Source organism: Glutamicibacter uratoxydans (assembly GCF_050753455.1).
GTDB classification, from domain to species: domain Bacteria; phylum Actinomycetota; class Actinomycetes; order Actinomycetales; family Micrococcaceae; genus Glutamicibacter; species Glutamicibacter uratoxydans_A.
Genome location: NZ_CP192736.1, coordinates 1,242,863 through 1,263,558, shown reverse-complemented (window position 1 = coordinate 1,263,558; position 20,696 = coordinate 1,242,863). Strand labels below are relative to the sequence as shown.

20 protein-coding genes are annotated in these 20,696 nt (G+C 59.7%); 7 read left to right on the top strand and 13 right to left on the bottom strand.

What is annotated here, in order from left to right; translation table 11 throughout:
* Positions 1 to 153: 153 nt before the first annotated feature.
* Positions 154 to 354, top strand: coding sequence for a hypothetical protein (locus ACQQZ8_RS05810; protein WP_431711736.1), 201 nt, complete (start codon positions 154 to 156; stop codon positions 352 to 354).
* A 235-nt stretch (positions 355 to 589) separates the two neighbouring features.
* Here ACQQZ8_RS05810 and ACQQZ8_RS05805 read toward each other — a convergent pair whose 3' ends face one another.
* Genes ACQQZ8_RS05805 through clpS form a run of 4 tightly spaced genes read right to left on the bottom strand, consistent with a single transcriptional unit; the run spans position 590 to position 3,296 of the window.
* On the bottom strand, positions 590 to 1,498 hold the full coding sequence (locus ACQQZ8_RS05805) for an MBL fold metallo-hydrolase (protein ID WP_431711735.1): 909 nt from the start codon (positions 1,496 to 1,498) through the stop codon (positions 590 to 592).
* A 3-nt stretch (positions 1,499 to 1,501) separates the two neighbouring features.
* Positions 1,502 to 2,419 (bottom strand): glutamate racemase, encoded by a 918-nt coding sequence (gene murI / locus ACQQZ8_RS05800; RefSeq protein WP_431711733.1) that lies wholly within the window; start codon positions 2,417 to 2,419, stop codon positions 1,502 to 1,504.
* Positions 2,420 to 2,422: 3 nt separating this feature from the next.
* Entirely contained in the window at positions 2,423 to 3,007 is a 585-nt protein-coding gene (locus ACQQZ8_RS05795; protein WP_431711732.1) for a DUF2017 domain-containing protein, read from the bottom strand.
* 4 nt (positions 3,008 to 3,011) lie between these two features.
* On the bottom strand, positions 3,012 to 3,296 hold the full coding sequence (gene clpS, locus ACQQZ8_RS05790; RefSeq protein WP_431711731.1) for an ATP-dependent Clp protease adapter ClpS: 285 nt from the start codon (positions 3,294 to 3,296) through the stop codon (positions 3,012 to 3,014).
* Positions 3,297 to 3,420: 124 nt separating this feature from the next.
* On the opposite strand from clpS, the gene ACQQZ8_RS05785 reads away from it, so the two are divergent.
* Positions 3,421 to 4,719, top strand: coding sequence for a nicotinate phosphoribosyltransferase (locus tag ACQQZ8_RS05785; protein ID WP_431711730.1), 1,299 nt, complete (start codon positions 3,421 to 3,423; stop codon positions 4,717 to 4,719).
* Between the two features lie 8 nt (positions 4,720 to 4,727).
* Positions 4,728 to 5,321, top strand: coding sequence for an isochorismatase family protein (locus ACQQZ8_RS05780; RefSeq protein ID WP_431711729.1), 594 nt, complete (start codon positions 4,728 to 4,730; stop codon positions 5,319 to 5,321).
* 440 nt (positions 5,322 to 5,761) lie between these two features.
* On the opposite strand, the gene ACQQZ8_RS05775 is transcribed toward ACQQZ8_RS05780, so the two are convergent.
* The 6 genes from ACQQZ8_RS05775 to ACQQZ8_RS05750 all read right to left on the bottom strand — a co-directional run bounded on the left by ACQQZ8_RS05775 (position 5,762) and on the right by ACQQZ8_RS05750 (position 13,165).
* Entirely contained in the window at positions 5,762 to 7,528 is a 1,767-nt protein-coding gene (locus tag ACQQZ8_RS05775) for a DEAD/DEAH box helicase (protein WP_431711728.1), read from the bottom strand.
* A gap of 52 nt (positions 7,529 to 7,580) precedes the next feature.
* The gene (locus ACQQZ8_RS05770) at positions 7,581 to 7,841 is read right to left on the bottom strand and encodes a DUF3039 domain-containing protein (RefSeq protein WP_431711727.1); all 261 of its coding nucleotides are present in this window, start codon (positions 7,839 to 7,841) and stop codon (positions 7,581 to 7,583) included.
* 231 nt (positions 7,842 to 8,072) lie between these two features.
* Positions 8,073 to 9,635 carry a transporter gene (locus tag ACQQZ8_RS05765; protein WP_431711726.1) on the bottom strand — a complete coding sequence of 521 codons (1,563 nt, stop codon included), beginning with the start codon at positions 9,633 to 9,635 and terminating at the stop codon, positions 8,073 to 8,075.
* The gene (locus ACQQZ8_RS05760; RefSeq protein WP_431711725.1) at positions 9,611 to 10,375 is read right to left on the bottom strand and encodes an ABC transporter ATP-binding protein; all 765 of its coding nucleotides are present in this window, start codon (positions 10,373 to 10,375) and stop codon (positions 9,611 to 9,613) included. The genes ACQQZ8_RS05765 and ACQQZ8_RS05760 overlap by 25 nt, the downstream gene beginning before the upstream one ends.
* Before the next feature lie 133 nt (positions 10,376 to 10,508).
* Positions 10,509 to 11,414: a co-chaperone YbbN gene (locus ACQQZ8_RS05755; RefSeq protein WP_431711724.1), complete on the bottom strand. Its 906-nt coding sequence runs from the start codon at positions 11,412 to 11,414 to the stop codon at positions 10,509 to 10,511.
* On the bottom strand, positions 11,414 to 13,165 hold the full coding sequence (locus ACQQZ8_RS05750) for a hypothetical protein (RefSeq protein ID WP_431711723.1): 1,752 nt from the start codon (positions 13,163 to 13,165) through the stop codon (positions 11,414 to 11,416). Before ACQQZ8_RS05750 ends, ACQQZ8_RS05755 begins: the two co-directional genes overlap by 1 nt.
* A 163-nt stretch (positions 13,166 to 13,328) precedes the next feature.
* On the opposite strand from ACQQZ8_RS05750, the gene ACQQZ8_RS05745 reads away from it, so the two are divergent.
* Positions 13,329 to 14,573, top strand: a complete 1,245-nt coding sequence (locus ACQQZ8_RS05745; RefSeq protein ID WP_431711722.1) for an AI-2E family transporter — start codon at positions 13,329 to 13,331, stop codon at positions 14,571 to 14,573.
* Between the two features lie 120 nt (positions 14,574 to 14,693).
* Positions 14,694 to 15,155: a LapA family protein gene (locus ACQQZ8_RS05740; RefSeq protein ID WP_431711721.1), complete on the top strand. Its 462-nt coding sequence runs from the start codon at positions 14,694 to 14,696 to the stop codon at positions 15,153 to 15,155.
* Between the two features lie 50 nt (positions 15,156 to 15,205).
* On the opposite strand, the gene ACQQZ8_RS05735 is transcribed toward ACQQZ8_RS05740, so the two are convergent.
* Positions 15,206 to 15,547 carry a hypothetical protein gene (locus tag ACQQZ8_RS05735; protein ID WP_431711720.1) on the bottom strand — a complete coding sequence of 114 codons (342 nt, stop codon included), beginning with the start codon at positions 15,545 to 15,547 and terminating at the stop codon, positions 15,206 to 15,208.
* Between the two features lie 59 nt (positions 15,548 to 15,606).
* On the opposite strand from ACQQZ8_RS05735, the gene nucS reads away from it, so the two are divergent.
* Positions 15,607 to 16,302, top strand: coding sequence for an endonuclease NucS (nucS, locus tag ACQQZ8_RS05730; protein WP_431711719.1), 696 nt, complete (start codon positions 15,607 to 15,609; stop codon positions 16,300 to 16,302).
* Here nucS and ACQQZ8_RS05725 read toward each other — a convergent pair.
* Positions 16,282 to 18,723 carry a hypothetical protein gene (locus ACQQZ8_RS05725; protein WP_431711718.1) on the bottom strand — a complete coding sequence of 814 codons (2,442 nt, stop codon included), beginning with the start codon at positions 18,721 to 18,723 and terminating at the stop codon, positions 16,282 to 16,284. The genes nucS and ACQQZ8_RS05725 overlap by 21 nt on opposite strands.
* 264 nt (positions 18,724 to 18,987) lie before the next feature.
* Between ACQQZ8_RS05725 and ACQQZ8_RS05720 the strand changes: the two genes are divergently transcribed.
* Positions 18,988 to 20,202 (top strand): N-acetylglucosamine-6-phosphate deacetylase, encoded by a 1,215-nt coding sequence (locus ACQQZ8_RS05720; RefSeq protein ID WP_431711717.1) that lies wholly within the window; start codon positions 18,988 to 18,990, stop codon positions 20,200 to 20,202.
* Between the two features lie 59 nt (positions 20,203 to 20,261).
* Here the strand turns inward: ACQQZ8_RS05720 and ACQQZ8_RS05715 are convergent, their stop codons facing one another.
* Complete coding sequence (locus ACQQZ8_RS05715) at positions 20,262 to 20,690, bottom strand: DUF2550 domain-containing protein (protein ID WP_431711716.1); 429 nt, start codon at positions 20,688 to 20,690, stop codon at positions 20,262 to 20,264.
* Between the last annotated feature and the right edge of the window lie 6 nt (positions 20,691 to 20,696).

The window sequence follows — 20,696 nt, the reverse complement described above, 5'->3', positions numbered from 1 at the left end:
GTGGACCGACAGTTGACTCGACAGTGCGTGCAACTATCACTCAGGCTTCTAACTAGGGAATCTGTTAATTCTCTCCACGGTGGAGAGACATCAAATGATTCCTCGTAAAATCGGGAAGGCAAGTAGAGAATTGCCTACACGGAAGCTCTAGTTATGAAACACCATATCCTTACCCTCCCGTTAAATGACGATCAGTTTCGCGATCTCACCAACGCCTTGGAAGATTATAGAGATTATTTTCTGCGCCAAGCTCAAGAAGCCTCATTGGGTTTCGGTCTTGACGCGCAGTATTGGTCCGGTCGAGCAGAGGAAATTGAAAAAATACGAACCATGGTCCTGGAAGAGCGCGAGTAAGCACTCCGTTCCTCGCCGCACTTCGGCATCGTGCAGAGGGTGCGCAGTGCCCGTCAGCACACCAGACCGACGAAAGCTAAGCCGGTGGGCAGAACGTTCGTCGAGTTAGTTTTAGTTGCTGCGGCTCTTCACCTTGAAGGCTGGTAAACAGTCTTTGGGGAATCGGGGCCGCGAACGGCTACAGGTTGGCCACGTAGCCCCGGGAATACCGTGCACCGGACCACGTAGAGCAGCGCTACTTTTTCCGGATCGGCCGAGTGCCCCTCCAGTCACGCTGTTTCGAAGGACGAATCACCGAAACCGGTGCGGTCGGCAAGGACTTCGGGGTGCCTAGTTGCGATCCGGAGTACACGCCATACGTCACCCCGGAAACCGCCACCGCGATCCCGCCAGCATAGGTTTCCTTGGCCTCGTCAACAATCTTGTTAATCGAAGTCCACACCGGGACGTGTGTCAGCAGCAGGCGTTCAACCTGCGCGTCGGTGGCCATCTGTCCGGCACGTTTGCCGGTCAGGTGTACTCCGTCGATATGGTCATCGCGGCCTTCTTCAAAGGCGGCCTCACACAGGAACATGTCCGCACCGCGGGCGGCCTCCACTAACCCCTCACAGGTGTCGGTGTCTCCCGAGTAGGTCAGCACACTGGTCAGAATTTCCCCATCGGGCCCCGGCTCATGGGCTTCTACCCGTAGTGCATAGGCTTCCTCGATGGGATGCCGCACCGGGTAGGGGGTGATGGTGAACGGGCCAATATTGACCGGCTCGCGCTCTGCCCACACATTAAAGTCATAGTCCTTGTGCATGGTGTCACCGGCGGGAAGCCCATAGGCCGTTTCAATCCGATCCGCGGTGTCCTTCGGACCCCAGACCAGCATCCGCTCACGGTCCCAGCCGTTCGGATCCCAACGAATCGCCACGTGCAGACCACACAAATCCATGCAGTGATCCGGGTGCAGATGGGAAATCGCGATCGCATCAATGTCTTTGATGTCGGTGTAGCGTTGCAAGACCCCTAGGGCGCCGGAGCCCAGATCCAAGAGAATCTTCCAGTCACGGGTGCCGTCGAAGGCGCTGACCAGATAGCACGACGCCGGGGATCCGGGACCGGGAAAAGACCCGGTACAACCGATAATGGTCAGCTTCATCTCTCACTCGCCTTTCGACGCTGCGATCATCTGCGGTGTTATGCGGGCAATCGAACCGGTCGGATAGTGGGCTGCTACGTTCTCCACGTGACGGACTTCCAGAACCTCAGGACCGAGGAAGCGTCGCGCTAGTACCCCAAAACTATCAGCGTTACCCGTTGCAAGGAATTCGTGACGCGCGTCATTTCCATCGCTGCGTAACAGCCCGTGACTTGTCAACGCCCGGAATGTGTCCTTCGCGGTCTCTTCGGCACTGGAGACCAGACTCACCGAATCACCCATCACATAGGAGATCACCCCGGTCAGTAACGGGTAGTGGGTACAACCCAGGATCAAGGTGTCCACCCCAGCGGTCTGCAAGGGTGCCAAATATTCCTCGGCAATCTGCAAAAGTTCACTTCCGGCGGTGATCCCGGACTCCACGAAATCCACGAATCGGGGGCAGGCTACGGAAGTCACTTCCAGGTTCGGGGCTGCGGCGAAGGCATCCTCATAGGCCCGTGAGCCCACGGTGGCTTGGGTACCGATCAACCCGATCTTGCCGTTCTTGGTGGCGGCTACAGCACGCCGTACCGCGGGCTGAATTACTTCGACCACCGGGATTCCGTGCCGGGCGGTGTAGCGTTCGCGTGCGTCGCGCAGCACTGCGGAGGAAGCCGAGTTGCAGGCGATCACCAGCAGCTTCACCCCGGCATCCACCAGCTCGTCCATGACCCCCAGCGCATTGGCACGCACTTGCGCGATCGGCAGCGGGCCATAGGGCGAGTTCTTAGTATCTCCCACGTAAATCAGTGATTCGCCAGGTAACTGGTCGATCACCGCACGCGCCACGGTCAGTCCCCCAACCCCGGAATCAAAGATTCCGATCGGGGTGTCTTGGTTCGGCACGCTTTGCGGTCCGCTAGTGAAAAAAGAATTCATGTATTAGTAATCCGAGTCCAGCAGCGCCTGCATCACGGTGTCCTGAACCCAAGAGATGAGGTTGTAGACCAGGGCCATGTAATCCTGCGGGGTGTGCACTTGCGCGGCGTCATTGATCTGACCGATACGGGCCGAGTCGGCTTCGCTTTCAATCCCCAACCGCTGTGAAAGCACCAGACGCACGTCATTCAGTGCCTGCGCAAAGCGGGAGGCGGCAGCCTCATCCAGCACAATCTTGGTATTTTCCATCAAGAACTGCGCCTCACGCAGCCGGCCGATCTTGGAGGTAATCAGATCGTGTTCACCAAAGCGGCGGAACTCATTGGCCACCTGTTCATCATCACTGGCCGTAGGCAGCAACCGGGCGGTCGCCGGGTCGGCCGGTTCGGGTAGTGGGCCGCGATCCGGGCTCATCCCGGTCAGTGCATAGAGTGGGTCTAAATCTTCGGAGGCATCAACCTGGTGAATCTCGTCGCGCTCTTCGAGCAGGGTGATGACATCGGCGAAAAGATCTCGCAGCAGTTTACGTTCCGGTTCGTGCAATGAACCGGCGATCCCGCGCGAGGTCCGTCGAAAGGCCTTGGCCACGAAGCTAGGCCTCCTGAGTCATGGTTGCGTTCAATCCGTAGCCGTGCATCGCCTGCACATGGGCTTCGATCTTTTCCCGAGTGCCAGAAAGAATGATGGAAAAACCATCGTGATGCACCTGCATCATCAGGGTTTCGGCTTTTTCGGCGCTGAACCCAAAGTGGCTGCGGAAAACGTAGCTGACATAGCTCATCAGGTTTACCGGATCGTTCCACACGATCAGGCGCCACTTTTTATCGTGGCGAACCTGCTCACTAACTTCTTCAAGGATTTCGGGCATGACGGTCATGGCCCCCATTTTACGCCCTTCTGGCGCGCAACGGGCACCTACGCCAAGGCGTGGATATCACACTTAGGTACGCGGCGGGATACAGTAAGTCGAGGTTTGTCCACGATTTTCACAGGAGCACCCTATGCTCACCAGCTTGTTCACCGACCACTATGAGCTGACCATGCTGCAGGCCACGCTGGCTTCCGGCGCAGCTCAGCGTCCCAGTGTCTTCGAGGCTTTCGCCCGCAGACTGCCCGATGGACGCCGCTATGGCGTGGTGGCCGGCACCGGGCGGCTACTGGAGGGCTTAGCCAATTTCCGCTTCGAGGATGAACAATTAAAGTTCCTCGCTGATCACAAGGTGGTCAACAAGCAGACCCTGAACTATCTGGAGAACTTCAAGTTTAGCGGCAATATCACTGGGTATCAGGAGGGGGAACTCTACTTCCCTAACTCCCCGATCCTCACCGTCGAATCTACCTTTGCCGAGGCCTGTGTCATCGAGACCTTTGTGCTCTCGGTGTTGAACCATGACTCTGCCATCGCCTCGGCTGCCTCGCGGATGATCGCTGCGGCCGGGGATCGGCCCTGCATTGAGATGGGTTCGCGTCGCACCCATGAAGAGGCCGCGGTGGCTTCGGCCCGCGCCGCGACGATCGCCGGGTTCGACTCCACCTCCAATTTGGAGGCCGGTGCCCGCTACGGCATCCCTACCGTGGGCACCAGCGCGCACTCCTTCACTTTGCTCCACGAAACCGAACGTGCGGCATTCCAGGCTCAGGTCGAAGCACTGGGCGTGGACACGACGTTGTTGGTCGACACCTATGACGTGGAGAACGGGGTACGTACCGCGGTGGAGGTGGCCGGACCCGAGCTGGGTGCGGTTCGTTTGGACTCCGGCGACTTGGTCCAGCAGGCTACCTGGGTCCGTGAATTGCTCGATGATTTGGGCAACTGGAACACCAAGATCACCGTCACCTCCGATCTGGATGAATATGCCATTGCCGCGCTGGCCAGCGCCCCGGTGGATTCCTACGGGGTAGGTACCGCACTGGTCACCGGCTCGGGGCACCCGACCGCCTCAATGGTGTACAAACTGGTGGCCCGTCAAGAAGCTTCGGGCACGTGGGTACCGGTGGCCAAGGTCGCGGCGAATAAAGCCAGCACCGGTGGCCGGAAGCAAGGTTTCCGTCAGCTCAATGAACGAAACCGGGCGATTAATGAGCTCGTGGTACTCGGTGAGCGTCAGCCAGCCGAACGTGAACGTGCCCTAACCTTGCCCCTGGTGACTGCCGGGGAAATCGATCAGCAGTACACTGGTGCCTCCGGGGTGCAATTGGCCCGGCAGCGCCACTACGAGTCAATTCAGGAAATGCCCGGCATTGCCCGTCGCCTCCAGCGCGGCGAACCGGTCATTCCCACCGAGATTGTCAACGAATAGGAAGTGCTATGACCCGCGCATTGCTGATCGTGGATGTCCAACCGGATTTTTGTGAAGGTGGTCCGCTCGGGGTGGCCGGTGGCAACGCCGTGGCCACTGCCATTGCCGCCGATCTCAATGCGCGGCGGGAGTCGTACTCCGCGGTGATCACCACCCAGGACTGGCATATCGATCCGGGAAACCATTTCTCGCAAAACCCGGACTTCGTAGATTCTTGGCCGGTGCACTGCGTTGCCGGCACCCCAGGGGCCGCCTTGCACCCGCAAATTGCTCCGCTACGAGTGGATGCGCACTTCGCCAAAGGCCGGTTTACCGCGGCCTACTCGGGCTTCGAAGCGCGCGAACTTGATCCCGCGGCCAGCCTCGAAGATGAATCCGGTCTGCTCTTGGATGAGTGGTTGACCGCACGAGCCATCACCACGGTAGATGTGGTGGGAATCGCCACCGATCATTGCGTGCGCGCCACCGCCCTCGACGCGGCGGCCGCGGGCTACAGCACCACCGTGCTCACCCCACTCACCGCGGCGGTCGCGCCCGAGAATTTGCCGGCGGTCTATCAGGAATTACGCGACGCCGGAGTCACCGTCCTTACCCTGGTCTAAGCCTCAGTTTCCTGCGTGTAGCCACCGCTTCTGACCGCCATCATTCGGCGCTCAACTTTGCTCGATCCCCATGGCGGGATCCCGCATGCCATGATCAGCGTTTACCCCTTGGTTGGCATCTCGCTAGCGTTGTGCCATCCGGGTGATGGCCATGTCAGATGTGCTGAACGGGTAGGTCGCCCCAGCGCGGCTCGCCCGTGAGATGGAGTGAGTCCTCGGCTCTCAGCGTCGTCGGTTCCATCGATCGACAAAACAGGAATCGGTATCGGGGCGTCAACCACCCGTGTGGGTCACCGGTGATTGATGCCTCGTGTCATGCCACCGAGGGCAGCTGCGGCACTCTCACTGCTCGAGCTCCGAGCCACCCGTGTCCACGCCATAGCCTGACCCTGCGGCGGGCTGTGTAACCGGATCCTGTCCTCGCGCGGATTACGGTGCGCCTATTTGCGCCCGACGAACCAATCCTGCAATTTTTCGATGCGCGCCCGCAGTTGATCCGCATTGGCTTGCGGAACTGCCGGTCCCCCACAAATGCTCCGCAGCTTCGTGTGAATCTGCCCGTGCGGGGTTCCGGTACGTGCCGCCCATGCCGAGACATTCTTGGAGAGCTGACTCCGCAGATCCATCAGCTGTCGATGATCCGACACCGGGGCGGGTTTGCTTGCCCCGCGACTAATTTGTTTGTTTTGTTGCTCGCGCAGCAACGCGGACACCTGATCGGGTTCCAACAATCCGGGAATGCCCAGGAACCCCAGTTCCTCGTCACTTCCGATATCTGCCCCGGTACCGAATTCGCCACCGTCAAAGAGCACGCGGTCGAAGGAGGCTTGGGAGTTCAGTGCCTCAAACTTGTTGCGCACCAGCTCATCGCTGACTTTCTCCTCACGGTTAGCTTCTTCCAGCGCGGCATCGTCCAGGCCGTCCTCGATCTTGGAGCCTTCACGATCCAGTGCGTGATCGCGTTCCACTTCCATTTCGTTGGCTAAAGCCATCAAGATGGGCACGGAGGGCAAGAAGACGCTAGCTACTTCGCCGCGTTTCCGGCTACGCACAAAGCGGCCCACCGCCTGAGCAAAGAAGAGCGGTGTCGAAGTACTGGTGGCATACACGCCGACACAGAGCCGCGGGACGTCAACACCTTCGGACACCATACGCACCGCAACCATCCAGCGCGAGTCTCCTTCGGAGAACTCATCGATCTTCTGCGAGGCGCTGGGGTCATCGGAAAGAATGGTGGTGACCTTTTCCCCGCAGATGGCCTGCAACTGTTGGGCGTAAGCCTTAGCGTCCTCGATATCGGAGGCAATGACCAAGCCACCGGCATCCTTCACGGTCCGCCGCACTTCGGACAAGCGGCGGTCGGCGGCACGCAGGACCGAGGGGATCCAGTCTCCGGCCGGATCCAGCGCGGTGCGCCACGCGTGAGCGGTAATATCCTTGGTCGCCCCGGCACCAAGCTGGGCTTCCATTTCTTCACCGGCCGCGGTACGCCAGCGCATATTGCCCGAGTACGCCATGAACAGCACCGGACGCACCACATGGTCGGTGAGCGCATTACCGTAACCGTAGGTGTAGTCGGCCTTGGAGCGGCGGATATTGTTTCCGTCCTCTTCGTATTGCACGAAAGGAATCGGCGCGGTGTCCGAGCGGAAGGGGGTACCGGTCAAGGCTAGTCGCCGGGTGGCTGGTTCGAAGGCTTCGCGAATGCCATCCCCCCAAGACAGCGCGTCTCCGGCGTGGTGTACTTCGTCCATGATCACCAAGGTGCGCGCGTCTTCGGTCTTCGCGCGGTGCACCGCTGGTTTTTGGGCAACCTGAGCGTAGGTGACCACCACCCCGAGGTAGTGATCCCCATGGCGACCATCGGCGTTCTTGTAGTTCGGGTCAAGTGCCAACCCCACCCGGCCGGCAGCGTCCGCCCACTGTTTCTTCAGGTGATCGGTCGGGGCTACCACGATCATGCGGTTGATCTTTTTCGAATCGACGAGCACCTTGGCTAGGCGCAGCGCGAAGGTGGTCTTACCTGCGCCGGGGGTCGCCACGGCCAGAAAGTCCTTCGGTTCGGAATCGAAGTACAGAGCGAGTGCTTCGGCCTGCCAGGCGCGAAGCTTCGGCCCGGTTCCCCAGGCCGCTCGTTCCGGATATGCCACCGGTAGCTTGTCTTCTAGTGGAAGCTTGTCACCAATGTCGAAAAGTGTGTCGGTCATCTACCTCTCCCGGCGCGGAACTACGAACGTTGTGCTGAAAACACGGGAGCGATTAGTCGCCCATCATCGATTCGTAAACTTCCTTGCACTCCGGGCACACGGGGAACTTCTTCGGGTCGCGTCCCGGGGTCCAAACTTTGCCGCACAGGGCAATGACCGGTTCGCCAGTAAGCGCCGATTCCATGATCTTTTCCTTGCGGACATAGTGCGCAAAGCGTTCGTGATCGCCAGCTTCGACACTCTGCTGGGTCTCGGTACGCGTGATTGTTGCGGTTCCGCCACGGGTTTCTTCAGACTCATCAACCATGCTCATAAGTCTAGTACTTTTCCGCGGCCACCCAAGCCCGTGTAGCGCGACCCGGCACCCCGCATAGCTTCTGCATGGTCCGGAAATACGGGCGGTGACCTGTCTAATTACTCTGACTCTTCGCGTCCCTTGGAAGAGTGTGTGAAGTTCGAACTCACCTACATGGGGATTAAACAGCGCGTGCCCCGATTCTGTGAAGTTCTCTACAGAATCGGGGCACGCGGCGGATTACGTTGCTTAACGGTTGAGCATGACTGCTTGCATCAGTTCTGGCAGGCGGCTATCCATCCAGCGCCCACCTAGCCGAATACCAAAGAAGAGCAGCACTGCCCCGTAAACCAGTCCGGCTCCGAGCGTGATCCAGCCCAGTCCGGTTGCCCCGGTGGCCAACCCGATACCGAATGGCACAGCCACCGGAATGAGCAACAGACCCATGAGCGCGAAGGTTGCCAACTGGGTGACCATCACTCGCATGCCATTGCCCGGCGGGGTTTTCATGGGGTTCTCCCCCGGTAGCGGCACCGAATAGGTGTACCGCGCGGAAACCACCGCGGAGATCGCTAACGCAACGAGGAAGGCAGCCAACGACAGGCCAAGATCCCCCGGGACCCGCCACGCCTGATCGGTCAGCAGCCCCGGCAGGACCCCACCTAAGATGACCGGAACAATACCGATGAGGAAGCAGGCCAGGACACGGCCGCGACGGTCATCGCGTCCCGACACTCCGGTCAGTACATGCAAGGAGAACGCGGTGTTGTCGTAAGAGACATCCGCCGAGATCGAAAAGCCCAACAAGAAACCGAAGAGCGGCCCCAGGAAGAACATCATAAAGAAGTTCTCGGACTGGGTTCCGGCGAAGTAGAAGATCACTGGAAGCACCGGAACCATGATCACGCCCATCGCATAGCGCGGATCCTTGAACCAGTAGACCATCGCCCGGGCGGCAACCGATCCGGTGGGAGTTGCTGGCAGCCATTTAAAGGGCCCTAGCCCCTTGGTCTTGCTGGCGCGTTGTGGTGCTGGGGCTGTCACTACCGCCTTAGCGGTAGCTCGGACCAGCAGCCAGTAGAGCACACCGAGAACGGTGAGGCCGTAGACCAGATGAACTATTGCCATCAACCAATTGCCGTCGGTGACCGCCGGTGCCACCGCGCCGAACGTCCCGAAGGGGGTATAGGACAGCACCCGGGCAATCGGTTCGATCCACTCGTCAATGGTGGTGGCCGCCGAGGTGAGCACCGAGAAAATTGGTCCGAGACTGACAAGCAGCAGGAAAAGAACCGCAAAGCTCACCTCGCGGAACCGCCGCTTGGCGCGCAAGGCGGTGGCCTGAATGGTCAGGTACTGGCAGGCGAGAATGGCCACTAAGGCCGTGCCAAGATTGGCGATGATACCTAAGATCAGGGCACTGCTATTCAGCCGCCAGAGTACCGAGAATCCGAGCATCCCCAACAGCGTCAGCACCGCCGGGATCGAGATGAATCCGGCGAGGATTAACGCCCGGCCCAAGACCTTCTGATCAATCCCGAAGTGCACGAATCGTTGTGGTTCCAAGGTGAGATCCACGCCGGTGAGCAAGGGTGGAATGATCGCCCAGCCCAGAATCACCAGCGAGCTAATCAGTACCGAAATGTAGCCCAGCCACTGCAGGTCGGCGGAGAACCAGGCCGCAAGAATCAGCGCGGCGACTATGCCCAGCGCATACAGCGAACCGATGATGACACCGACAAGTTGCCAGACACTGCGCTTGAAACCGTTGCGCAGCAAGGTGAGCTTTAGTTTGAGGATGTGCGCAACCACGACAGTCCCCCGCTTTCGCCACGTCCGCCGACCAGATCCACGAAACGCTCTTCTAGGCTCATTCCGTCACGGACTTCGTCCACGGTGCCCGAGGCGCGCAGCACGCCATCGGAAATGACCGCCACATGCGAACACATCCGCTGCACCAGATCCATCACGTGCGAGGAGACGATCACGGTTCCGCCGAACTTGACGTATTCGTTAAGAATGTCGCGAATGTTCGCGGCCGAGACCGGGTCTACGGCTTCAAAGGGTTCATCGAGTACCAAGAGTTTCGGGGAGTGAATCATTGCGGTAGCCAACGAGACTTTCTTGGTCATTCCCGCGGAGTAATCCACCACCAGTTTGTCTCCGTCATCGACCAGGTCCATGACCCGCAAGAGGTCTTCGGTGCGGGTGGCCACCTCATCCTTGTCCATCCCGCGCAGCAGACCCGAGTAGGTCACCAGTTGGCGCCCGGTGAGGCGGTCAAACTGACGCACCCCGTCGGCCAGCACCCCCATGTTCGCCTTAGCTTCCTGCGGTTTGGCCCACACATCAATGCCATGAACGAACGCGCTGCCGGCATCCGGACGCAATAATCCGGTGGCCATGGAAAGCATGGTGGTTTTGCCAGCACCGTTGGGCCCGACCAATCCGAAGAAGGATCCGGCCGGCACCTCAAGACTGACTTCGTTGACTGCCACCTTCGGCCCGAACTGTTTGGCTAGTGATCTAATACTCAGCGCGGAGATATTCATAGTCACGACGGTATCAAGCGCAGCCTAGCCTGCGGGTCATCCCTAAGAACTAATTCAAAAAGCTAGGGCGGTGAACCAGCCGATTTTCGGCTCTGGTTCACCGCCCCATTAAGGCATTGTGACGTGAGGTTTCTTAGAACAAGACGCGTGCCAGCTTCTGTCGCGAAGCAGCCACCCGCGGATCGGAGTTACCTACCACCGCATAGAGTTCAACCAAGCGGCGGCGCACCCGTTCACGATCCTCGTCCGCCAAACGGGAAACCAGCCGCACCAAACGGGCAAAAGCGTCTTCCACGTGTCCGCCGACCAGATCCAGATCCGCCACATCCAACTGGGCGTTGAGATCATCAGGGTTCTGCGCAGCGGTTTCGCGCACCTGATTCAGGTCCTTATCCTGCGTGCGGGAGAGCAAACGCACCTGATAGATCCCGACCTGCGCCTCGTGATCATTCGGCTTCTCATTCAGCGCTTCCATATAGGCTGCCTCGGCGGCGGCGTAGTCCCCCGCGTCGATGGCATCCACGGCTTTCTGATGCAGCGGTGGTAGGGCCGGCTCTTCGCTAGCCCCGCCAAAGGCCGGAGCCACTCCACTGAGCCCCTGCTGCGCCCCAAGCTCAAGTAACTGATCGAGCAGCTGATCAATCTGCTCGGCCGGAGCAGCACCTTGGAACAGCGGCACCGGCTGGCCCTTGACCAAGGCCAACACCATCGGGACCTGCTGGGCTTGGAAAGCCTGGGCGATCTGCGGCTCGGCTTCGGCATCGATCAAACCCAAGACCAGTCGACCGCCCCGGCGATCCACCAGGGAACTCAGCGTGTTATCCAGTTCCACCGAGGCGGCCACGCGGGTGACACCCAGGCTTACCAGTACCGGCACCTGCTGCGAGAGTCCCACGAACTGCTCGAATGCCGCGGTGTTGACCCGGGTGGTCCAGGTGGGGGTCGCACCCTGCGGAGCCGCGGTGGTCTCCTGCGGGGTCGATGCCAACGCACCTAAGTCAACGGCGCCACGAGCCGAGGGAATATGCGGTTCGGTCATTAGTCCTCCTCAACCTGCTTCACTTCAAGCAGAGCAACTTCACCGGCGATCAGCTGAACTTTGTCCTCACTACCGCCGGCCGGAATATAGAACATCACCGGTTCAGCATAGTTGATCGCCACGTCACCGCGGCTACTGCTACTTCCCAACAGTGCCTTGGTCAGTTCGTCGGTACCTTCCAGCGGATCACTGTCTTCGGTGCGTTCGAAGGTGGTCGTCGAGTTAATCATCCCGGTAACGATCGCCCCGCCATCCGGAGTGGAGAGCACGTAGGTCTCCTTATCCGAGGCCTTACGGGTGTACTTCACGTTCGCCTCGTTAGCCGCTTCCTTCTCCGCCTTCTGGCCAGCATGGATCGCCTTGATGAACTCGGACTCGGCAAATCGTTCGGCATGCTCGGACTTCTCATCGGTCAGCACCTCGGCCAGCTGCTTCACCGCATCCTGTGGCTTGATGCTCAGGCTGTCGACATCGGCAGCCATTTGCTTCACCGCAGGGTCACCTACCGCAATACCCGGGAACGAGGAGGCGGGCAGCATCTGCGAGGCGAAGACCACCTTGTAGTTATCCCGTGGACCGTTCTGGATCAGGGTCATCGCCGTGGGCAAGGTATTGGGATCGCTGTCCTTGGCGGTGACCACATTGATCACCCGCGGGAATTTCGCCTCGGAAGTGTTGGGTACCGCAGCGGAACGAACCACTTCGGTGTTCAACGCATCGGGCTGAGCGATCTCAATGTCTTCCTTCAGGATGCTGTAGCGCTTATCGCGCATCCAACGGAACCCACCAGCGGCACGGGCTTCTAGATCTTTGGCTTCGTGCGACTCATCGGCCTTGGCCACCACGGACTTGGTATCAGCCAAGATGCGTTCTAGCTGCTCTTCGGTGATCACCGGGAAGGTCGTGGTGGTTTGCTCGGCGGGAACTTCCGAAGCACTTGGCTGCGCTTCTTCGGTAGGCTGTGCGGAGTCTTCGGCTTCCTCGGAGGCTGGTGCGCTGGACTCGGCCCCTTCTTCGGTGCTCTGTTCACTCTGCTCAGCTGATTCGCTCGGGCTTTCGGACGCGTCCTCCGACGGAGCGGCGGGGATCATCACCCCGCTGAGACCCAGACCCAAGATCGCCACTAGGGCCAAAGAATGCTGGGTACGGTTAGTGGACTTGCTCGGACGGATCACCAACAGTGCCACCCCACCAACGATCAGTAGAATGCCGACAATAATCAGCGGCAAAGCCCACGGCATGGTGGCATCGTTGAGATAGGTGACCGAAATAGTGGCCGGGGCTGCTGCCTTCCCGTCGGCGGCCAGCAGCAACGACCAGGAACCGTTATCCGGTGCGGTCCAACGGTAAGTCATCTCACCCTCGGCATCCTGTGAGTCAAAGAAAATGTCAGCACCGGCCGGGTTCGGCACCTCGGCTTCACCCTCAACGAGTTCGGCCTGCAGCTGATGAACTTCACGGTCAATGCCAGTGAGGGAAATGTGCTGGGCATCTGCAACCCAGGCTTCCACGTCGTAGCTGCGGCCCAGCGATGCGGTGAATGCGCCCTCAGACTGGATTTTCAGCTCTACCGGGGCAATTTCCGGGTCGTTAATGGACGGCTCAACCACGGTTAACGGGGCCGTGCCCTCAAAGGCAGGCATGGACGCGGTTACCGTTTCGGGAGGTGCCCAAAAGGTCTTTTGTCCGATGCCGATAAACAGGGCGATGGCCCCGATCAGCATCGCGATCACCGGAATTACTTTTCGCACGACTTCACCTATTCGCATCATGGTCACAAGGTCTTCAGAACAAGTCTAACGAGTGGGGCTAGATCTTGGTTCCGACATGGCACTGTGAGCATGGTCAATCCCTGATTACTGCACTGCACCATCGTCCATCATCCATGGCTCAGCTGGGGGTAAGCTCAGAATTATGAACTCTTCGCCCGATCCAGAGGCCGAGAACGACCGGCCGCAGCCCGATGCTCAGTCGCGGTCGCAAGCGAGCGAACCCCAGCGGGGAAGCACTCAGGCCTCGCCGAAACTTGGCGACCGACTTGCACGTTTTTTCCGCGGGCCAGCTCGCAAATCCGCTTTAGGTGAGGTTCCAGCACTCGGTTCGGAAAGCGAAGTGGAACCACTTCTTGGCCTGCATCCGGTAGCACTTGGGTTTTTGGCCACATTGGGCGTCGGCTTGGCGCTGGGCGGCTATTACCTGCTGACCAACGTGGGTTCTTTGGTCACCTGGATTGTGATCGCCATGTTCATCGCCCTTGGTTTGGACCCGATCGTGCGTTTTCTGACCCGCCGGGGTTGGAGTCGGCCGGTGGCCGTGCTGGCCAGCATGGTGGCGATCTTTGCGATCTTCGGCGGGTTTATGGCCATGATCATCCCTACGCTGGTCACGCAGATCACCGAATTTATCAATCACGCCCCACGCCTCGTCGATGAATTGCTCTCCAGCGAGTTCTTGACGCAGCTGGACCAGCAATACGCGGTCACCGAGCGAATCACCAGCGAGGTTGATCAGTTCTTCGGTGACTCCGGTGCGGTGGCCGAGGTGTTTGGTGGGGTGCTCGGGGTCTCGCAAACCGTAGCGCAGTCCATGTTTGGCATTTTGATCGTTCTGGTCCTCGCGGTATATTTCTTGGCTTCCCTGCCATCGATCACCGCGTTTTCGCTACGTTTAGCGCCCCGTTCGAAACGACAACGCGTGGGCGAACTTTTAGGGCGTATTACCCGTTCGGTGGGTAACTACGTCATTGGGCAGGCCTCGGTAGCCATCCTCAACGCGCTGGTGGCTTTGCTGTTGATGACCATTCTGCAGGTCCCCTTTGCCGCGCTGCTCACCTTATTGGTGGTCATGTTGGCCTTTATCCCACTGGTTGGGGCGGTGATTGCCGGGGTCTTGGTCACGGCGCTGTGCCTCACCATGGGGTGGCAGACCGCCCTGATTTACGGCATCTGCTACTTCGGGTATCTGCAGGTGGAGGCCTACGTCATCTCGCCACGCATTATGCACAAGGCCGTAGCCGTACCGGGTGCGGTGGCGGTGATCTCGGTGATCGCCGGTGGGTCCTTGGCGGGAATCACCGGCGCACTGGTGGCGATCCCGACGGCCGCGGCCGCCATGATCCTGCTGCGCGAGGTCTTCATTGCGCGGCAAGACCGGCTGTAGTCCCCCGTGCCCGCCTCGCGCAACGTTCGCTGTATGCGCTTGACGTGTAGATTCGCAACCGACATAGTGACAACAACAGGGCGTTTAGCGCCCGCACCGTCCCCCTGAAACGAGGATACGATGACCTCCACCCCACCGCGTCCCGAAGACAATCCCGCATTCGAGTCGCAACCCGAGGCTGACCTTGACCGAATGGGCGAGAGCAGCGAGCCGGAGGTAGTGGTGACAGACCCGACCCAGAGCACCGATCAGTCCCCGGTGACCGCGTCCGCACCAGTGGCGCAGTCAAATTACGCCTCCGAACAGTCAGCTGTGGATGAAGCGAAAAAGGTCACCCGCGCCGGAATGGTTTGGACCGCCACCGTGGCCGGGCTGATCATGTTGGTGTTGCTGATCATCTTCATCGTGCAGAACCAAGACCAGGTGACGCTCAAGTACTTCGGCTTGAGCGCACAGGTGAGCCTCGGCTTGGCGCTGTTTATCGCGGCCGTCGCGGGCGGCATCTTGGCCGCTATCGCCGGAGCCGTGCGGATCATCCAATTACGCCATATGGCCCGGAAGAACCACCGGAACCATCACTAGGCTGGCCACGAATTCGCTTCGGGCCTGTCTGCGGGCCAGATACGCAGAATTTAGTAGCGGTAGGAGCGTGTGGACCAGCAACGTTCATGCCAGTGGCGACGTGCCGCGGCACTGGCGTCATCGCCTGACCAGTGATCGGCACGCCAGGCCACAATATGTGCCAGCCCGACCGCGATGACCCCGTGGCATCCGGGGCAGGTATAAGTCTTTCCGGCCCCCATGGCGCCAATTTTGCGCACATGCCATTGCCCATCGGGGGCATCTTGCAGTCGCACGACCCCGTAGCGAGCCCGTTCGACCCAATCTTCCTCGTAGCGTGGTTCGCCGGAGGTTTGGCGCGGTGCGTTGGAACGCGAACGCCCATTGCGGCGGGGACGATTAGAACGAGGCATGGTTCTATGATGCCGTATCCGTACACACCGATTCCAAATGAGCGGGTAGTGTTGGATAGGTGCGTTTAGTTGTTGCGAAATGTTCTGTCGATTATGTAGGCCGTCTGCGAGCCCATCTGCCCCTGGCCAAACGCCTGATTATGGTCAAGGCCGACGGCTCGGTGCTGATTCACTCCGATGGTGGCAGTTATAAGCCGCTGAACTGGATGAATCCCCCGTTGACTATGCATGTCCTGGAGCCCGAGGAAGATCTGGTTTCCGAGGGCGTCACGCAGATCTGGCGCTTGGCTGCCGCAAAGAGCGATGATGCGTTGACCATCAACTTCCACGAGATCGAACATGATTCGGCTCACGAGTTGGGCACCGACCCCGGCCTGATCAAGGACGGGGTGGAAGCGGATCTACAGCGTTTGCTCGCCGAACAGATCGAGTTGCTCGGCACCGGACATACGCTGATCCGCCGCGAATACATGACCGCCATTGGGCCGGTAGACATTCTGGCCCGCGATCACTCCGGGGCCACCGTCGCGGTAGAACTCAAACGGCGCGGTGACATTGACGGGGTGGAACAGCTCACCCGGTACCTCGAACTGCTCAACCGCGACCCACTGCTCAAACCGGTGCAAGGTATTTTCGCGGCCCAACAGATCAAACCGCAGGCCCGAACCTTGGCCGAAGACCGCGGCATCCGGTGCCTGGTCTTGGACTACGACGCGATGCGCGGCGTGGATGACTCAGCCGGACGGCTCTTCTAACCGCTTCGACATCGCGGCAATGGCTACGTCATAAGCGTTGGTGGGTAAATAGAAGCGGTGCGCGGCTGCAGTGAACAAATACGACTCGGGATGATACTCCTCGGCCGGAAAATCCATGGGCTCAGCTGCGGAAGGTTTCTGCGTGGCAGGGAACCGGTAGCGGATCGGGAAGCCCAGCGGATCATTCGGTCGGTAGAGATTGATCCACCGATGACCAAGGATGGCGCCCAAAGCAGACTCCTGGGCCGGTGGGTCTATAGCTTCTTGACGCGTCTCGGCAGCAATTTCCCCCGAAACGTCCAAGGGCCAAGGATTCATTCCCCGAACTCTCGGTCCCGGAGCGGGAACTATTCCCAACACTTCCGGCCCGAAAACCTGCGGAAAGAAACGCGCGAAATATCTTCGAACCTGCACGCCGTAACTGACCAGTCCGATCCTGCGCAGATCTTGCTCGGGTAGGCCGCGTGCCTGCAACTGAAAAATGGTCGCCAAAGCCACGATCAATCCCATGGAGTGCGTCGCCAGAATGACCCGACGCTCGTTCTGCTGCGGTTCGGTGGCCTGCTGTGTTCCGGCATGGGATGCCCCATCCTCGGGATTCAACCAGAGCCACACCCGATCGGCCAGTTCCCGCGCAGAACGTTCGGTATAGCACGGTGGTCCGAAGGGGTGTGCCTGAGTAGGTAAGAAACACATCAGATCCCAGAGCAAAGCCACCGGGCGCGGTTCTTGAGCCGAGGAGAGCACCACCAGCGCCAGCACGGCAACCACGGCCATCCACACCCCGTAGTTGGCTATCGCACCTAAGAACGGAAAATCAAAGATGAGCTTTCCGGTGACTAACCACACGGTACCGGAAACCACCGCCCAGCACAGCGCCAAGGCGACCAGACCTGCCAAGACCCCGGCAAAGAATTCGGCTTTGCGCCACATCGACCCCAGATGGCGGCTTTTTTCGATTTTCCGTGCTGCGGCCATCCGGTCGCTGGCACTGCCCCAGATAACTCCATCCTCAGCGAACTGCTCCGCAATCAACTCGGCATATGGTGCCCGCCTTCTCCCGCGAAGAACATGTTGCCAGTAACCGACGAGCAGCAGCAGGAGTAACCCGCTGAAAATCACGAAAAATCCCAATCCATAACGACTCGGATCCAGTCCCGCAGCATCGATGTCTAAGGCCAGTGCAGCGACTTTCACCACCGCAAGGGACAGCATGATCGAAAATCCCACCGCTAAGAGGCCAAAGACCAACGGCCCGAATCCCCACCAGCCCACCAGGCTCCGGTTCACCCCAGGAAGCACCACGCATTGCACGAATACGCCGAGCAACACCAGAAAAATCGCGATGCTCACCAGAACCACGGCGTGCGAGCTCGTCTGAGCAACATCAGCGTCGCGTTTCCCTGCCCAGATCACGCTACCCACACACAGCGCCAGGCTAAGCCAAAAGATCACCCTATGTAATGTACGTATTTTCTCTCCAGCTTCCCGGACGTTACTCCGGTAGACATGCCACGCGGTCATCAGCAGCAGACAAGCTAAACCGATGCTCAGAATGACAGCCAGCCAGAGTAGGAAGTCGCTGAAGAGCACTGGGTCCGCGGCGCTGGATAGACCTAAGTGCTGAGTAGTTTCGTGGAACAAATCTGCGCAAAGAATCAGCCCCACGCCGGCCAATGCACCGGAAAAGTGCAAGAGGCTCAGGTGGCCTATCCCGGCTCCCACCCGCCAAAATCTTACATGTGCCAACAACGGGACAGGTCCGGTGGAAGGCTGGCCGTGCCCGGGTGCCGATGGTGCGGGTGAAGTACCTAACCCGGGAAGGTATCTGGTACGCCCCATGTTCGGCAACAGACCGATGATTGCCACGTTAAGCAACGGAACGATGGCCAGAACCCCGACCGGGATCGCGTTGACGCTAAACCCTAAAATCTCGCGGCGAGATTCGGGGATAATCTCAAAGACCAGCACCGAGGTGACGCACAGGAACAACAGGGTCAGTAAGAACCCGAGTAACCGCAGCATTCCGGAAGCCCCACGTCGGCCTACCAGATCTTCAATGCTGGTCGGACCGGCGGCGTTCACTGGTTCCCCGGCACGCCCCGACCCAAAGCGGTGCCGCGCCCAATAGGCGGCGTTGGTCATCCCGAAGGGTGCGAGGAATAACCACAGCACCCGCACCACGGTGTCAGCCATCCGCCCCGCCCCGGGCAGTCCGGTATAGCGTGCCAGCCTCCCCCAGGAATACGCTTCGACCCGGTGCCCCTCGGTGGCGGATTTGCGATAACTAAACCCGGCTAAGTCATCCCCGCGATCCACGGCGGTGTCATCGATGGTGGTCTCCAGCATCTCGTGCGGTGGCGAATTCCTGATCCCATGAATCCGGATTTCCAGCAGCTTTGGATCGGTTGATGCACTCACGAAAACCCCCAAGTTTCTCGCTGTACCGCACGCTGATGACTCATTTTAGGACCGAATCAATCAATTGAGTACCCCAATGTGTCCCCAGAAAATCCCGCTACTTCTGGTGTGTTCGCTGGTCAAAGTCGGCAGTTCTCAGCCCGCGCCGCGGGAGCATCAAGGCTGCTGGGCACCCACCGGTTGGCAGCGATCCCCGAGCCGAGGAGGAAACCGTGACTGCGCGAAAGCACAGACAAGCAGCCGATCTATGCCTAAGCTGTTCCTATGAGCAACTCACAGCGCAGCGTACTCTTTGCCCGGCTGGTCTCCGACGGTCTGCAGGTTTCCGATGGCGCTCTGGCCATCGAGGGCGACCGCATCACCTTTGCCGGCAACCGGGATGACTTTAACGCTTGGGACGAGGCTTCGAACTACACCGAGTATCCGGTGCCGGAAGATTCCCTACTGATTCCCGGGCTGATTGACATCCACTGCCACGGGGCGGCCGGTGGCGACTTTTCCAGTCCCGATCATGATGGGGTGACCCGTGCGGTCGAATTCCTCCACCGTTCGGGTACCACCACGGTGATCGCCTCACTGGTCTCCTCCGATCCCACCCAAATGCTGCAGGCCTGTGAAATCTTGGCAGAATTCGCCGAAGCCGGGTTGCTGGCCGGCATCCACGCTGAGGGTCCATTCCTCTCCCCCGAGCGCTGTGGCGCCCAGTATCCGGGGTATCTCACCGATCCGGACCCACAATTCGTTGACGAGCTGGTGATGGCGGCGCGTGGTCAGCTGCGCACCATGACCTTCGCCCCGGAACTGGAAGAAACCGATGAGCTCATCGAAGCGCTGGTATCCCACGGCATCGTCCCGGCCGTGGGCCATACGGCGGCCACGAGCGCGCAAACCCGTCAAGCGTTAGAACAGGCCCGCGAAGAGTTAGAAAGCGCGGGGGTGGATGGTTTTACCGAACGCCCGATCGTCACCCACCTGTTCAACGCGATGCCACCGCTACATCACCGCGACCCCGGCCCGGTGGCCGCCGCATTGGAATTAGCCGCCAATGACAACGCCATCCTCGAGCTCATCGCCGATGGGGTGCATTTGGCCGATGACACCGTGCGGATGGTTTTTGCGCTGGTGGGTGCGAAGAATATCGCGCTGGTCAGTGACTCGATGGCCGCCACGGGTTTGGCCGATGGCCAGTACATTTTAGGTCCGGCGGCGGTCCAGGTCAGCAACGGGCAGGCGATGCTGAACAATGGCACGACCTTAGCCGGTAGTACCGCCACGCTCTTGCAGGTGCTGCGACAGACCGTGGCCAGCGGGGTCCCGCTGGTGCGGGCGGTGGTTTCGGCGACCAAGGTTCCGGCGGAGCTGATCGGTTTGGCCGATGAGGCCGGGCGGCTGCACCAAGGGTTCGTGGCCGATCTGCTGGTGCTGGATCCCGAGCTAGAGTTGCGTCAGGTGTGGCGCAATGGTCAACCCGTGGACTAAACCGTTGGGTTAACAAAAATAAACCTTCACCGTGGGTGAAGGTTTATTTTTTGTGGTTTTCAGATTTGCCAGGAACCGGCGATCGGACCGGCTTCTAACCAGGCGGAAAACCCGGTGTAATCCGGATACGCCATGGCCAGTTCGATCTTCTCTTCCCCGCGCAGCAGGGTGACGATAATGAACCCCGGCGGGATCCGCCCGCGCTCATCATCTTCCGGCTCACGCCAGCCTCCCAGATCCAATCCTTTGCGTTCAATGACGACCGCGGGGATCGGGGAGACAGAGAAAAACCGCAACAGATCCAAATGCGCTCCGCCGTAGCGGCCCATGCACAACATCCACCGCCCCTTGGGCGTGCGAATGGAGACATCGAAGGTGCCCAGAGTGCGTCGCAGTTGAAAGCGACGCACCCCCATGGCACCGTAGAACGCTGCAATGCCGGCCAAGACCAGCAACGCAATCAGAACTGGTGCGGTTATCTCGATCAATGCTGC